This is a genomic window from Nonomuraea sp. NPDC050786, assembly GCF_040654115.1.
Lineage (GTDB): Bacteria > Actinomycetota > Actinomycetes > Streptosporangiales > Streptosporangiaceae > Nonomuraea.
The window spans coordinates 77,261-91,104 of sequence record NZ_JBFAHJ010000004.1 but is presented as its reverse complement, the minus strand read 5'-3'; the positions used below and the strand labels follow the sequence as shown (position 1 = coordinate 91,104).

Below are 13,844 nucleotides of genomic sequence, written 5' to 3'. Positions count from 1 at the left end.
TGATAAGGGCTTTTGCCGAGGCAGACCGCGAGTGGAGCGAGCTGATCGATGAGCATGACCTCCATGGTCGTACTCGGGCTGAGCATCGCCACTGTCCTGTTGCTGCTGGGGGCCTTCCTGGCCACCCTGCGACGAGACGGGAAGGGCCGTACGAGCGCGCCGCCGGCTGAGGTCGCTCCCGTCGAGACCCCGCTGCCGGCGCCGGTGAGCGAGCCCGGGTATGCCGGCACCGACTACACCGACCCTCGCACGATCCGGGTCGGCGACCGGATCGAGGTGCACGGGTCCCCGGCGCGGGTGCTCGGCGCCATGCACATCTCGTGGCAGGGGCACGAGTGGACCGAATACCTCCTCCGTGACCGCACGCGGCGCTTCCAATGGCTGTCGGTGGCGGTGCACGCCGGCGACCCGCCGCACCTGGAGGTGAAGCTCTGGACGGACGTGCCGACGCAGGGCATGGTGCCGGCCAAGAGCATGTTGATCATGGAAGGCGTGGAGTTCTTCCCGATCGAGCGGGGCACGGCGGCCTTCCGCAGCGAGGGCGACACGGGGCACCCTGAGCGGGGGCTGCTGGACTTCGCCGACTACCGCGCCTCCGACGGACGGCTGCTGTCGTTCGAACGCATCCAGGGGCACTCCTGGACGGCCAGCTACGCCCAACCCCTGCCGCCCGGCTCGATCGCCATCGTCCGGCGCGCGTCGTGACCCGCTGATCTCCGCTCCTCAGGAGAGATCCACCTGGGTCGCGGTGGACTTGCCGCCGGTCTGCCAGCCTTCGAGCGTCATGTCGTTCTTCCACGTCGCCCCCGCGTACCCGACCTGACGCAGCGCGTACTTCTGGGCGTGGGACACCGACCAGGCGGCGATCAGCCAGCCGCGCCGCTCGGAGGTGACGGCCGTGCTGCCCAGCGCCCTGGCCAGCTGCTTGCGGGCCTCCGCGGTCCGGGGCTGGGGGGCCGGGGTCTTCTTGCCCGGCGGGTACCAGCAGTGGACGGCGTGCGGGACACGCCCGGTGAAGGCGGCGGCGAGGAGTTTGGCCTCCTCCTCGTGCTGCGCGTACGCGTAGCCGCCCGCCGAGCGCTGCACGGCCTGGGCCGCGTCGGCCAGCGGCATCTTGCGGTAGTTCTTGACCTTGACCAGCGCGGCGAAGAACTTGTTCGTGGCGTAGACGGGGTCCATGAGCTGCTTCTTGGTGCCCCACCCCTGCGACGCCCGCTGCTGGAACACGCCCACCGAGTCGCGGTCGCCCCAGGCGAGGTTGTAGATCTTGGATTCCTGCAGCGCCGTGGCGTACGCGATCACCGCGGCCCGCTCGGGCAGCCGGCGCCGGGCCGCGACGGCCGCGATGGTGGCGGAGATCTCAGCCTGCTCGGGGTCGAGATAGCGTTCGCCGAGCGGGGTGCGAACGGTGCAGTGCGCCTCCGGGACCGCCAGTGGCGTGGTCTTCTTCAGCAGGTGGAAGAGGCCCACGGAAATGCCGACGGCGAGCACGATCACGATGATCGCGATGGTGATGACTCCACGGGAGAAGCGCAGGCGCACCCTGAAGAACCTACCCGGCCCGGATAAGCTCCCTGGCCATGAGTGATCTGAGCAGCTCCTCGCCGCTCTCAGCGGTGGTGGACGAGTTGTGGGAGCGTCGCGCGGAGCTGTCGCCGGCCGATGCGGAGGCGCGCCAGGTGATCGTCGGCGCGGTGGACCTGCTGGACCGGGGTGCGGCCAGGGTCGCGCGCGTCGTGGGCGGCGAGGTGGTCGTGGACGAGCGCGCCAAGCGGGCCATCCTGCTCAGCTTCAAGGTGCTCGGCATGGCGCGCTCGCAGGTGGGCGACTTCCAGCACCACGACAGGATCCCGCTCAAGAGCTCGTTCGAGGGGGTGCGCGTGGTGCCGGGTGCGATCGCCCGCTGGGGTTCGTACCTGGCGCCCGGCGTGGTGCTGATGCCGTCGTTCACGAACATCGGCGCGTACGTCGACGAAGGGACCATGGTGGACACCTGGGCCACGGTCGGCTCGTGCGCCCAGATCGGGAAAAATGTGCACTTGTCGGGTGGGGCCGGCATCGGTGGCGTGCTGGAGCCGCCGAACGCGGCGCCGGTCGTCGTCGAGGACGGCGCGCTGATCGGCAGCAGATCGATGATCGTCGAGGGTGCCCGGGTGGGCGAGGGCGCGGTCATCGGCGCGGGAACGATCCTGTCGGGCTCGATCCCGGTGATCGACGTGCAGACCGGCGAGGAGCTGGCCCGTGGCCGCGTTCCCGCCTGGTGCGTGGCCGTCGGCGGCACCCGGCAGAAGGAGTTCCCCGGCGGCACGTTCGGCCTGCCGTGCGTGCTGGTGCTCAAGCGCCTGGAGCCGGGGCAGCGACACGACAAGGCGGCGCTCAACGAGGTGCTGCGCGAACACGGAGTGGACACCTGATGCTTGACCTGACCCAGGACGTACGCGCCCTGACCGCCGCGATCGTGGACATCGAGTCGGTGAGCGGCGGCGAAAGGGCGCTGGCCGACGAGGTGGAGCGGACGCTGTCCGCGCTGCTGCACCTGAAGGTGGACAGATCGGGCGACACGGTCGTCGCCCGCACCGAGCTGAGCCGGTCCGAGCGCGTGCTGATCGCCGGGCACCTCGACACCGTCCCCGTCGCGGACAACCTGCCCAGCCGCGTGGAGGGCGACCTGCTGTACGGGTGCGGCACCTCCGACATGAAGGCCGGCGTGGCGGTCGCGCTCAAGCTGGCGGCCACCGTGCCCGCGCCCAACAGGGACGTCACGTACGTCTTCTACGACTGCGAGGAGGTCGAGGCCGAGCGGAACGGCCTCAACCGCGTGGCCAGGGAGCACCCCGACTGGCTGGCCGCCGACTTCGCGGTGCTGATGGAGCCGACCGACGGCGTGATCGAGGGCGGCTGCCAGGGCACGCTGCGCGCGGAGATCACGGTGCGCGGCAAGCGGGCGCACAGCGCCAGGTCGTGGTTCGGGGTCAACGCCATTCACGGGATCGAGCCGGTGCTGGCCAGGCTGAACGCGTACGAGGCGCGGCTGCCGGTGGTGGACGGGCTCGAGTACCACGAGGGCCTGAACGCGGTCGGCGTCCGGGGCGGGGTCGCGGGCAACGTCATCCCCGACCTCTGCGTGGTGAGCGTCAACTACCGGTTCGCGCCCGATCTGACGATCGAGCAGGCGCAGGAGCACGTACGCGAGGTGTTCGACGGGTTCGAGGTGGCCTTCGTCGACGCCGCGCCCGGGGCCAGGCCGGGGCTGACGCATCCGGTGGCGGCGGCCTTCACCGCGGCGGTCGGCGGCACGCCCCGCGCCAAGCTGGGCTGGACGGACGTCGCCCGCTTCTCGGCGCTCGGGGTGCCCGCCGTCAACTACGGTCCGGGAGATCCGAATCTGGCGCACCAGCAGGGCGAGTACGTCTCGCTCTCGAAGATCGTCGAGAGCGAGCGGGCCCTGCTCGACTGGCTGACAAAATGAAAGTGGCCTTCCTCGCCGGCCATTTGGCGGGGAAGACCACTTTCAGTCCCGAGCAGCACCCTCGGCAGTTAGACGCAGGGCAGTCGAAATCCGGTTCCCTGCTTTTTTCAAGATTTTTTAGAGCGCTGCATCTCCCGGCTGAACAGGGGTTTCGGAGTCGGAGCGCCTACCGCGCGCAAGAGGACTACCGTGGCGAGCATGAAACAGTCACGTCCTGAACGCCGTCAGGGTCAGGCGGTCGTCCGCGGTCACCTCGTCCCCAGCTCCACCCACGACCAGCGCCTGCTCGCCCGCCAGGGGCCGTCCGACTGGGTCCACATGGACCCGTGGCGGGTGCTGCGGATCCAGGCCGAGTTCGTGGAGGGGTTCGGCCAGCTCGCGGAGGTGCCGCAGGCGGTCACGGTCTTCGGCTCCGCCCGCACGCCGGAGGGGACGCCCGAATACCGGATGGGCCGCGCGCTCGGCCGGGCGCTGGCCGAGGCGGGCTACGCGGTGATCACGGGCGGCGGGCCGGGCGTCATGGAGGCGGCCAACCGCGGCGCGAGCGAGGTGGACGGCGCGATGTCGGTCGGCCTCGGCATCGAGCTGCCGTTCGAGCAGCGCATGAACGACTACGTCGACCTCGGCATCGAGTTCCGCTATTTCTTCGTGCGCAAGACGATGTTCGTCAAGTACTCGTGCGGCTTCATCACGCTGCCCGGCGGCTTCGGCACGCTCGACGAGCTGTTCGAGGCGCTGACCCTGGTGCAGACCCGCAAGGTCACGTCCTTCCCCGTGGTGCTGATGGGCAGCGAGTTCTGGGGCGGGCTGCTCGACTGGATCAAGGGCACCCTGCTCAGCACCGGCAAGATCGCTCCGCAGGATCTCGACCTGATCACCGTCACCGACGACCCGGACGAGGCCGTGCGCATCATCGTGGACGCCGACCGGGCCCGATCCAAGAAGCTCGAGGAGGAGCTGGAGGCCGCCGAGGCCCAGTACGCCGAGCCCCAATAGGCTTCCTCGATGTGAACATCTGCGTCTTCTGCGCCTCCAGCCTGAACATCGACCCCAAGTACATCGACCTGGCCGCACACGTGGGCGCCGAGCTCGCCAAGCGGGGCCACACCCTGGTGAGCGGCGGCGCCACGGTCTCCTGCATGGGCGCCGTGACCTCGGCCGTGCGCGCGGCCGGCGGGCGCACGATCGGCGTGATCCCGCAGGTGCTGGTGGACATCGAGGTGGCGGACGAGGAGTCGGACGAGCTGATCGTCACCGCCGACATGCGCGAGCGCAAGGGAGTGATGGACGCCCACTCCGACGCCTTCCTCGTGCTGCCGGGCGGCATCGGCACCCTGGAGGAGCTCTTCGAGATCTGGACCGCGCGGGTGCTCGGCATCCACGACCGCCCCCTGGTGATCCTCGACCCCTGGGGCCTGTACGCCTCCCTCAAGGAGCTGATGAGCCACCTGTACGACGAGGGCTTCACCCGGCCCGACGTCTTCGACGCGATCTCCTGGACCACCACCGTGGACGAGGCGTTCGCCCACTTGGAGTCGCGCCCGCAGCCGGTCAGGCCCAGCGTCGCCGAACTGGGCGAGGCCACCGGCTGACCTGCGTGCTCACCGTCCGGGACTTCACAGGCTGGGGCAAGTGCCACGATGGTGTGAGTACGATGCCAATGTGCTGGTCATACTCGCCATCGCCGCCATCGCCATCCTGGCCTGCGTGGTCTTGGTCTCCATCGGCAGGGGCGGAGAGCTGACCGCGTTCCCGCCTGATGTGCCGCCGCTCGACCTCCCCGAGCCGGGACAGCTCACAGCGGTCGACTTCATGGCGCTCCAACTGCCGGTCAATCTGGTCGGATACCACACGGCGAGCGTCGACGAGACCCTGCGCAGGGCCGCCAACGCCATCAGCGCGCGTGACACCCGGATCGCGGTGCTGGAGCAGCGCGTCTCGGAGCTGCTGGCCAGCCGGCTGCACGCGCGCCAGGAGGTGTACGCCGCGCCGGGGGCCGGGCCCCGTACCGAGCACTCGCCCGAGGCGCCGGCCGTCGCCCGGGAGCTGCCGGAGTCGGGCGACCCCGTGTCGTCCAGCGGGACCACGGTCTCCTGGGACGGCACCGCCGACCTGCGGCGCCCGCCGGAGGACCCGGAGTGGCGGCTCCCGCCGGACGACGCCGTGACCGCCGTGGCGGAGAGCGAGCGCGCCGAGACGGATGCCCCCGTCGAGAAGCCCGCCGACGAGCCCGACGACAGGCCCGCCGCTGAGCCCGTCGACGAGCCCGTCGCCAAGGCTGTCGACAAGCCCGCCGCTGAGCCCGTCGCCGGTCCGGACACTGCCGCGGATGAGCCTGTCGCCGACGCGGAGGCCCCCGTGGACGAGTCCTCCGACGGCGAGCCCGCCGAGCCTCAACCTGAGGAAGCGAAGAGCGGCGAGAGCGACCTCCAGACGGGCGACGGCGAGCCGCAGGGCGACGACGAGGCCGTACGCCTCGCGCAGGGCAAGGACGGGGACGAGCGCCGGTGACCGAGCCGATCCGCTGCACCTGGACGGGCATGGCGGCGAACCCGATGTACATCGCCTACCACGACGACGAGTGGGGCCGCCCGCTCAGGGGCGACGACGCGGTCTTCGAGCGCGTGGCGCTGGAGGCGTTCCAGTCGGGCCTGTCATGGCTGACGATCCTGCGCAAGCGGGAGAACTTCCGCGCCGCCTTCGACCGCTTCTCCATCCCCAAGGTGGCCTCCTACACCGAGCAGGACGTGGAGCGCCTGCTCGGCGACGTGGGCATCGTCCGCAACCGCGCCAAGATCGAGGCCGCGATCAACAACGCCAGGGCCGCCATGGACCTGCCGGAGGGCCTGTCGGACCTGGTGTGGCGCTTCGCCGACCCCGACGCGCCCGTGCCGAGGTCGATGGCCGACGTGCCCGCGACCACCCCGGGCTCCAAGGCGCTGGCCAAGGAGCTGAAGAAGCACGGCTTCAGGTTCGTCGGCCCGACCACGGCCTACGCGTTGATGCAGGCCATCGGCCTGGTCAACGACCACATCGAGGGCTGCGTGGCCCGTTCGCGCTGAGGCCCACCACGCGGGCGCACGTCACTCGGCGCGGAACGTCGGGCGTTCCTTGGCGAGGAAGGCGCGGGTGGCGTTCTGGTGGTCGAGGGTGGCGGCGCATTCGTCCTGGAGCTCGGCCTCCACGGCCAGCGCCTCGGACAGTGAGTGCGTCGCGGCGTAGGCCAGCGCCCGCTTGGTGGCGGCGTAGGCCAGGGTGGGGCCCTGCGCGAGGCGTACGGCCAGCTCCTGGGCGGTCTTCAGCACGTCGTCGGCGGGGACCACGCGCGTGACCAGGCCCAGCTCCAGCGCGCGGGCCGCGTCGACGGGCTCGCCGAGCAGCAGCAGCTCGGCCGCGCGGCCCCGGCCCACCAGACGCTGCAGCGTCCACGACGCGCCCGAGTCGGGGGCCAGGCCGATGCCGGAGAACGCCAGCGCGAACTTCGCCTTCTCCGAGGCCACCCGCAGGTCGCAGGCGAAGGCCAGGGACGCGCCCGCCCCGGCCGCGACGCCGTTGACCGCGGCCACCACCGGCTTGGGCATGGTGGTGATCAGCTCGATGATCGGGTTGTAGTGCTCGCGGACCGTGTCGGCCAGGCCGCGGCCTGCCTCCAGGTTGTCGGCGTGCTCACGCAGGTCCTGGCCGGCGCAGAAGGCGCGGCCCGAGCCGGTGAGCAGGACCGCCCTGACCTCGCGCTCCTGCGCCGCCCTGCGCAGCGCGGAGAGGAGGCCGTCCTTGGCCGCCGTGGTCAGCGAGTTCATGGCCTCTGGGCGGTCGAGGGTGATGGTGGCGACGGCGTCGGCCACGTCATAGCGGATCACATCAGCTCCCTGTCGACGAACGCGGCGGCTGCGGGCAGCAGCCGGGCGGCCTCCTGCTCGAAGTAGGCCCTGGCCTTCTCACCCGGCCACCCCGCGGGCAGCAGCTCGGGCGGCAGTCCCGGGTCGCGGAACAGGAAGTTGCGCCAGCCGTGCACGAGCCTGCTCCTGGTGGCGAAGACCCGGTCCGCGGGAGACCTCTCGGGCAGTGTGCTGATCAGCGTGACAGCCTCGGTCAGCCATCGCTCGTACGCCTCGCCGATGGCGTCCAGATCCCAGGCCCGGGCCACCAGCTCCCGCGGGTCGCCCTCGAGCGCCGCGTCGAACCGGTCGGCCCGCACGCCCTCGGTCTCCAGCAGGTGGTCCAGCTCGATCGACGAGCGTGGACCGATCCACGTCGTCTCCGACAGCGACGCGTACCCGAGGAATGCCAGGTCGGCCCTTAGCCGCTCCCTGCGCGGCCGCTCCTTGACCGGCTCGAAGACGATCAGGTGCCACCGGCCGGACCAAGTCAATGTCCCGGCTCGGTAAATTCTCAGCGCAGCCTCGTCAAGGCGCCTGACGCACTTCGGCGTGAGCCCGTAGCCGGCCCCCTGAGGCAGCCTGATCGGCCGCAGCCAGCCCTGACGCACCATGCGTGAGACGGCGGTGCGGACGGCGGGAGCGGCTATTTCCAGGGGCTTCATGAGCCTGACGAGCGCGGCGACGGACGCCTGTCCACCGCGCGAGCGCAGGTGGTCTCCGTAGAGATCGAACAGAGCGGCGCGAGCGTGCACGAAGTCCAGTTTGGACGTCAACGCACATCTCGACAACGCATTCTGGGAGGAGATCGTTACCCATGAGCGCTCTCGATGCGGGAGAATAGGACATCACAGAAGACGTGAATGCGCCGACCACCCCCCATGGGCGGTCGGAAATCGCGGGCCGCGGGAGCCCAAGGCAGGAAGGGATGCACGCATGGCGGCGATGAAGCCGCGGACCGGCGATGGTCCGCTCGAGGTCACCAAGGAAGGGCGCGGCATTGTCATGCGGGTCCCCCTGGAGGGTGGCGGCCGGCTCGTCGTGGAGATCTCCGCCGACGAGGCAAAGGCGCTCGGCGAGGCGTTGAAGAACGTCGTCGGCTGAGAGTTCCCGAAAGAGTTTGATCCACGACCCTGGCGTAATCCGGCGCCAGGGTCGCTGACGTTTTGAGGAGAGGTCCCGTGCCCATTGAGACCACTGCTTCGGTGGTCGCCGAGGTTCCCGACGGCGCCGAGCTACTGGCCGTGCCCTACGGCTCCGACCTCAGCCCCGAGGTCGAGCTGCACCTGCCGGTGGGCGATCTGCTGGCCCATTACGAGGCGAAGGGCGAGGCGGGGGAGATCGTCGAGGTTCCGGTGGCGCGGGCCGACGGCGTGGGCCGGGTGCTGCTCTACGGTGTGGGCGACGGCTCGGCACGTGCGCTGCGCAAGGCCGGTGCCGCGCTGACCCGCAGGGCCAAGGGCAGGGACACGCTGACCGTGGTGACTCCCGAGGGTGACGTGGCGGCGTTCGCCGAGGCGGCGTTGCTGGCGGCGTACTCGTTCAAGATCGGTAGCGAGGGCAAGAAGCCGGTGCGGGCGCTGGCGTTCGCGGGCGCCGACGCGGCGCAGGTGCGGCGCGCGCAGGTCGTGGCGCAGGCGGTGGCGCTCGCGCGTGACCTGGCCAACACGCCGTCCTCCGTCAAGAACCCCGCCTGGCTGGCCGAGCGCGCCATTGAGTGCAGGCTGCCCGTGCGGGTCTGGGACGAGGAGCAGCTCCAGGCCGACGGGTTCGGCGGCATCCTCGCCGTCGGCCGGGGCTCGGCCAGCCCGCCGAGGCTCATCCAGCTCTCCTACACGCCCGCGGAGCCGACCGACCGGCACGTGGTGCTGGTCGGCAAGGGGATCACGTTCGACTCGGGCGGGCTGTCGCTCAAGCCGACCGACAACATGAAGACCCAGAAGACCGACATGGCGGGCGGCGCGGTCGTGATCGCCGTGCTCGGCGCGCTGGCCGAGCTGGGCGCGCCCGTACGCGTCACCGGGCTGATCGCCGCGGCCGAGAACATGCCCTCCGGCACGGCCCAGCGGCCCAGCGACGTGATCAAGCATTACGGCGGGCGCACGGTCGAGGTGCTCAACACCGACGCCGAGGGCCGGCTGGTGCTGGCCGACGCGCTCGCCTACGCCGACGCCGTGCTCGACCCCGACGCGGTGGTGGACATCGCCACGCTCACCGGCGCGATCACGGTGGCGCTCGGCCGCAACGTCGGGGCCGTCTACGCCTCCGACGACGTGCTGGCCAAGCAGCTCCTCGACGCCGCGGACGGCAGCGACGACCGGCTGTGGCGGATGCCGCTGATCGACGAGTACAAGCCCGCGCTGGAGTCGTCGATCGCCGACCTCGCCAACGTCGAGTCCGGCTCGAGGTACGGGGCCGGGTCGATCACGGCGGCGCTCTTCCTGCGGGAGTTCGCGGGGCGGCGCCCGTGGGCGCACCTCGACATCGCCGGGGTCGGGCGCAGCACGGTGGACGAGGGCACGCTGACCAAGGGCGCCACCGGGTTCGGCGTCCGCCTCCTCCTGGAGTGGCTGACCCGCGCCTAGTCCGCGATCTTGATCGCGGCGAGGAGGCCGTCGCCCAGCGGTATGAGCACCGAGCGGAGCCGGTCGTCCGACTGCGCCAGCTTGTGCACCTCGCGCAGCGCGACCGTGTCGGCGTCACGCTGCGCCGGGTCGGCCACCCGGTTGCGCCACAGCATGTTGCCGAAGGCCACGACGCCGCCCACGCGCAGCAGGCGGATCGACTCTGCCAGGTAGTCGGCGTACTCCTGCCGCGCGCCGTCGGCGAACACCAGGTCGTAGCCGCCGTCCGACAGCCGCGGCAGCACGTCGAGCGCCCGGCCCGAGATGAGCCGCACCCGCCCGCCGGAGAAGCCCGCCTCGGCGAACGTCTGTCTGGCCAGCCGCTGGTGCTCCGGCTCGACGTCGACGCTCGTCAGCGTGCCGTCCGTGCGCATGCCGCGTAGCAGCCACAGGCCCGAGACGCCGCAGCCCGTGCCGATCTCGACGACCGACTTGGCGTTGACGGCGGTGGCGAGGAAGCACAGGGCCGCCCCGCTGCCGGGAGGGATGGGTGCGGCCCCCATCTCCAGCCCGCGCTGTCGCGCCGCATGCAGGATGTCGTCTTCCTGATGGAACTGCTCCGCATAGGCCAGAGTGGCCTCCACCGGACTGGTCATCGGCCGCCTCCCCCCACTTTCGTGCGATTGGTCCGCGTGATTGGCACCGATCGCAGCCTAGGGGAGACGCGCCAGGACGGGAACTCAGGAGGGTCCTAAGGCGTTGCAGGTTTAAACGGGCTTTGCCGGTCCGAAGGCAGCAGTGCGCACGAAGGGACGAAACCAGGCACTATGGCGGTAGCGGTGGTCCCAAAGAGAGGAGTTCTGGTGGACGAAAGCGACCACCAGGCGGATACTCCCGTGTCGTCTGACTGGACTCCTCCTACGTGGGAGGAAGTCGTGCGGACGCATTCCGCACGCGTGTATCGGCTGGCGTACCGGCTGACCGGCAACGTCCACGATGCCGAAGACCTGACTCAGGAGGTCTTCGTCCGGGTCTTCAGATCGTTGTCGAGCTACACCCCCGGCACGTTCGAGGGGTGGCTGCACCGGATCACGACGAACCTGTTCCTCGACATGGCGCGGCGCAAGCAGCGCATCAGGTTCGAGGGGCTGGCCGACGACGCCGCTGAGCGGCTGCGCGGCCGGGAGCCGTCGCCGGCGCAGGCGTTCGACGACGCTCACCTGGAGCCGGACATCCAGGCCGCCCTCGACGCGCTCGCCCCGGAGTTCCGGGCCGCGATCGTGCTGTGTGACATCGAGGGCCTGTCGTATGAGGAGATCGCGGCCACGCTCGGCGTCAAGCTGGGTACGGTCCGAAGCCGTATTCACCGTGGCCGGGCGCAGTTGCGGGAAGCACTCGATCATCGAGCCCCCCGTAATTCCCAACTCCCCCCGACCGTGATCCGTGGGGAGGAAGTCTGATGGCGCATCTTGGAGAACGCGTTTCGGCGCTCGTGGACGGTGAGCTCAACGACACCGAGCGCGAACGCGCGCTGGCACACCTGACCTTCTGTGCCGACTGCAGGCAAGAGGTCGACTCGATGCGGGCGCTGAAGTCGCGCCTGCGTTCGCTGGACGGGCCGGCGATGCCGGCCGACCTGACGATGTCCCTGCTCCGGATGGGGGAGCCGGGAGGGCCGCTGCCCCCGAGGGAGCGCCCTTTTCCCACCCGCACGTTCGGCGGGGTGCCCATCCCTGGGCCGCACACCATCGCTCCGCTGGACAACCGCCCGCGCAGGGACGCCACCGGTGGGGCTACGGGCCCTGGACGCGGTAGACGGCGCTCGACCTACGTGGCGGTAGGCGTGGTCTCCGCGGCCGTCGCGCTCGGCACCTTCTTCGCGGCCACCGGCGTCGGGCAGAACAATCCGGCGCCCCCGGTGGAGCTGTTCCAGCAGCCGCGGACGACGCCGGCCGGCGTGCCTTCGACCGCCACTCCTTGACCTTCGGCTATGCCTGGGAGACCGGGACTTGGCGTACTCGGCAGCTCATGGGGCATACGATCTGGTTCCAGGATTTGTCATGAGCGATTCCTGACAAATGCTTTATAACCCTCGTATGCCGCAAGAGCGAGGATTGCGGTGGCCGAGCCAAGGAGTGGTGAACTTAGATGACCGACGAGACGCGCCCCACCGAAGGACGCACGCCGTCGGACTACCCCGAACCACAGGGGCGGCCGGACTTCCTGCCCGCGGACGACTCCCTCGACGTGCCGAGCCCGCGGCCGGAGCCGCCCGCCTCGTTCGGCACCTCCTGGGGTGATCCATCGGGCCGTTCCTCCCCGGGAGTGCCGCCGTACGGGGGGTCGCCGCCGAGCGGCCCTTCCTATGGCGCCCCGTCGTTCGCCAACTCCTCGTTCAGCGCTCCCGCCTCCCCCGAGAGCCCCTCGTACGGCAACTCCTACGAGAACCCGTCGTACGGCAGCTCCTACGAGAGCCCCTCGTACGGCGGTTCCTACGAGAGCCCTTCGAGCTCCTATGAGAGGCCCTCGTTCGGCGGTGGCCCGGACCACGGGACGCGCGTCTACGGTGGCCCGGACAACGGGACGCGCGCCTACGAGGCGCCGATGTTCGGCGGGCCGCCTCCGTCCGGCCCCTCAGGTGGCGGAACACCGCCGCCACCGCCGCGCCAGGCGCTTCCCCTGGGTGCGGCGTGGGCGCCACCGCCCCCGGGCGCGCCGGGCTCTCGCGGTCCCAGGCGCGTACCGAGCACCGTCTTCCTCGTCTCGACCGCCGTGGCCATCGCTCTGGTGACCTCGCTGCTCGCCAGCGTCGGCACGTACCTGCTCACCAGGACGAGCGACAGCAACGACCCCTCCTACAGCCTCGGCCCCCTGCCGACGGCCGGCGCGACCAACCGGGAGCCGGGGTCGGTGGCGGGCGTGGCCGCGCGGGTGCTGCCCAGCGTGGTCTCGATCGAGGCCGGCACCGCCACCGAGGGCGCGACCGGATCAGGCTTCCTGATCAAGAACGGCTACGTGGTCACCAACAACCACGTCGTCGCCCTGGCCGCCAAGGGCGGCGAGATCCGGATCATGTTCAACAACCGGAAGACCACCTCGGGCCGCATCGTGGGCCGCGACCCCGGCTCCGACCTGGCCGTGGTGAAGCCGGAGGACACGTTCGGGACGCCGGAGATCACCCTGGGCAACTCCGACCAGGTCGTGGTCGGCGACCCGGTGATCGCGATCGGCTCCCCGCTGGGCCTGACCGGCACGGTGACGACCGGCATCGTCAGCTCGCTCAACCGCCCGGTCATCGCGGGCGACGAGTCCGGCACCAGCACCGAGGAGCCCGCGTACATCAGCGCCATCCAGACCGACGCTGCCATCAACCCCGGCAACTCCGGCGGACCGCTGGTGAACGGCAAGGGCGAGGTCGTCGGGGTGAACTCGGCCATCGCCACCCTCGGCCGTTCGGAGAGCAGCCAGAGCGGCAGCATCGGCCTGGGCTTCGCGATCCCGGTCAACCAGACGCGGCGCGTGGCCGAGGAGCTGATCACGACGGGCAAGGCCAAGCGGCCCAGGATCGGCATCGTCCTGGACAAGGAGTACAAGGGCCAGGGTGTGAAGATCGCCTCTGGGCCGAGCGGGGGACGCCAGCCGGTGGACCGTAACGGTCCCGCCGACAGGGCCGGCCTGAAGGCGGGCGACGTGATCCTGGAGATCGACGGGCTGACCCTGCAGGACGGGAACGAGCTGATCGCCCTGATCCGCAGCAAGGCCCCGGGATCCAAGATCACCATCAAGTACCAGCGCGCCGGCCAGGACCACACCGCCACCCTCACCGTCACCTCCGAAGACGAGCCCACACCCACTCCGTCCTGAGCACCCCATCGACGTGGGTGACCGGCCTTCCAGGGGCTTCCCCTGTGCGCCGCCGTAACGGACCCGCCC

Annotated in this window: 16 protein-coding genes; 12 read left to right on the top strand and 4 right to left on the bottom strand. The window is 70.7% G+C overall.

Annotated features, from left to right (window positions below):
- Positions 1-48: 48 nt before the first annotated feature.
- Positions 49-705 carry a DUF4178 domain-containing protein gene (locus AB0H84_RS10395; RefSeq protein ID WP_357601226.1) on the top strand — a complete coding sequence of 219 codons (657 nt, stop codon included), beginning with the start codon at positions 49-51 and terminating at the stop codon, positions 703-705.
- 18 nt (positions 706-723) lie between these two features.
- Here AB0H84_RS10395 and AB0H84_RS10390 read toward each other — a convergent pair whose 3' ends face one another.
- Positions 724-1,542, bottom strand: a complete 819-nt coding sequence (locus AB0H84_RS10390) for a hypothetical protein (protein WP_357601223.1) — start codon at positions 1,540-1,542, stop codon at positions 724-726.
- 38 nt (positions 1,543-1,580) lie between these two features.
- Between AB0H84_RS10390 and AB0H84_RS10385 the strand changes: the two genes are divergently transcribed.
- The 6 genes from AB0H84_RS10385 to AB0H84_RS10360 all read left to right on the top strand — a co-directional run bounded on the left by AB0H84_RS10385 (position 1,581) and on the right by AB0H84_RS10360 (position 6,531).
- Positions 1,581-2,414: a 2,3,4,5-tetrahydropyridine-2,6-dicarboxylate N-succinyltransferase gene (locus tag AB0H84_RS10385; protein WP_357601220.1), complete on the top strand. Its 834-nt coding sequence runs from the start codon at positions 1,581-1,583 to the stop codon at positions 2,412-2,414.
- The gene (gene dapE / locus AB0H84_RS10380) at positions 2,414-3,469 is read left to right on the top strand and encodes a succinyl-diaminopimelate desuccinylase (RefSeq protein ID WP_357601218.1); all 1,056 of its coding nucleotides are present in this window, start codon (positions 2,414-2,416) and stop codon (positions 3,467-3,469) included. The genes AB0H84_RS10385 and dapE overlap by 1 nt, the downstream gene beginning before the upstream one ends.
- 198 nt (positions 3,470-3,667) lie before the next feature.
- A complete protein-coding gene (locus tag AB0H84_RS10375; RefSeq protein WP_357601215.1) occupies positions 3,668-4,465 on the top strand; it encodes a TIGR00730 family Rossman fold protein in 798 nt (265 codons plus the stop codon).
- Positions 4,466-4,476: 11 nt separating this feature from the next.
- Positions 4,477-5,061: a TIGR00730 family Rossman fold protein gene (locus tag AB0H84_RS10370; RefSeq protein ID WP_357601212.1), complete on the top strand. Its 585-nt coding sequence runs from the start codon at positions 4,477-4,479 to the stop codon at positions 5,059-5,061.
- 70 nt (positions 5,062-5,131) lie between these two features.
- Positions 5,132-5,980 (top strand): hypothetical protein, encoded by an 849-nt coding sequence (locus AB0H84_RS10365; protein WP_357601210.1) that lies wholly within the window; start codon positions 5,132-5,134, stop codon positions 5,978-5,980.
- Complete coding sequence (locus tag AB0H84_RS10360) at positions 5,977-6,531, top strand: DNA-3-methyladenine glycosylase I (RefSeq protein ID WP_357601207.1); 555 nt, start codon at positions 5,977-5,979, stop codon at positions 6,529-6,531. Before AB0H84_RS10365 ends, AB0H84_RS10360 begins: the two co-directional genes overlap by 4 nt.
- Positions 6,532-6,552: 21 nt before the next feature.
- On the opposite strand, the gene AB0H84_RS10355 is transcribed toward AB0H84_RS10360, so the two are convergent.
- Entirely contained in the window at positions 6,553-7,329 is a 777-nt protein-coding gene (locus AB0H84_RS10355; protein ID WP_357601204.1) for an enoyl-CoA hydratase-related protein, read from the bottom strand.
- Complete coding sequence (locus AB0H84_RS10350) at positions 7,326-8,123, bottom strand: PaaX family transcriptional regulator C-terminal domain-containing protein (protein WP_357601201.1); 798 nt, start codon at positions 8,121-8,123, stop codon at positions 7,326-7,328. Before AB0H84_RS10350 ends, AB0H84_RS10355 begins: the two co-directional genes overlap by 4 nt.
- 160 nt (positions 8,124-8,283) lie before the next feature.
- Between AB0H84_RS10350 and AB0H84_RS10345 the strand changes: the two genes are divergently transcribed.
- Positions 8,284-8,451 (top strand): DUF3117 domain-containing protein, encoded by a 168-nt coding sequence (locus tag AB0H84_RS10345; protein WP_020545024.1) that lies wholly within the window; start codon positions 8,284-8,286, stop codon positions 8,449-8,451.
- Between the two features lie 77 nt (positions 8,452-8,528).
- Positions 8,529-9,932, top strand: a complete 1,404-nt coding sequence (locus AB0H84_RS10340) for a leucyl aminopeptidase (RefSeq protein ID WP_357601198.1) — start codon at positions 8,529-8,531, stop codon at positions 9,930-9,932.
- Here AB0H84_RS10340 and AB0H84_RS10335 read toward each other — a convergent pair.
- Positions 9,929-10,567, bottom strand: a complete 639-nt coding sequence (locus tag AB0H84_RS10335) for an O-methyltransferase (protein WP_357601195.1) — start codon at positions 10,565-10,567, stop codon at positions 9,929-9,931. The genes AB0H84_RS10340 and AB0H84_RS10335 overlap by 4 nt on opposite strands.
- Positions 10,568-10,738: 171 nt before the next feature.
- Between AB0H84_RS10335 and sigE the strand changes: the two genes are divergently transcribed.
- The 3 genes from sigE to AB0H84_RS10320 all read left to right on the top strand — a co-directional run bounded on the left by sigE (position 10,739) and on the right by AB0H84_RS10320 (position 13,775).
- On the top strand, positions 10,739-11,371 hold the full coding sequence (sigE, locus tag AB0H84_RS10330; RefSeq protein ID WP_185068462.1) for an RNA polymerase sigma factor SigE: 633 nt from the start codon (positions 10,739-10,741) through the stop codon (positions 11,369-11,371).
- On the top strand, positions 11,371-11,892 hold the full coding sequence (locus AB0H84_RS10325; RefSeq protein ID WP_357601192.1) for a zf-HC2 domain-containing protein: 522 nt from the start codon (positions 11,371-11,373) through the stop codon (positions 11,890-11,892). The genes sigE and AB0H84_RS10325 overlap by 1 nt, the downstream gene beginning before the upstream one ends.
- A gap of 167 nt (positions 11,893-12,059) precedes the next feature.
- Positions 12,060-13,775, top strand: coding sequence for a trypsin-like peptidase domain-containing protein (locus tag AB0H84_RS10320; protein WP_357601190.1), 1,716 nt, complete (start codon positions 12,060-12,062; stop codon positions 13,773-13,775).
- The last annotated feature ends 69 nt before the right edge of the window (positions 13,776-13,844 follow it).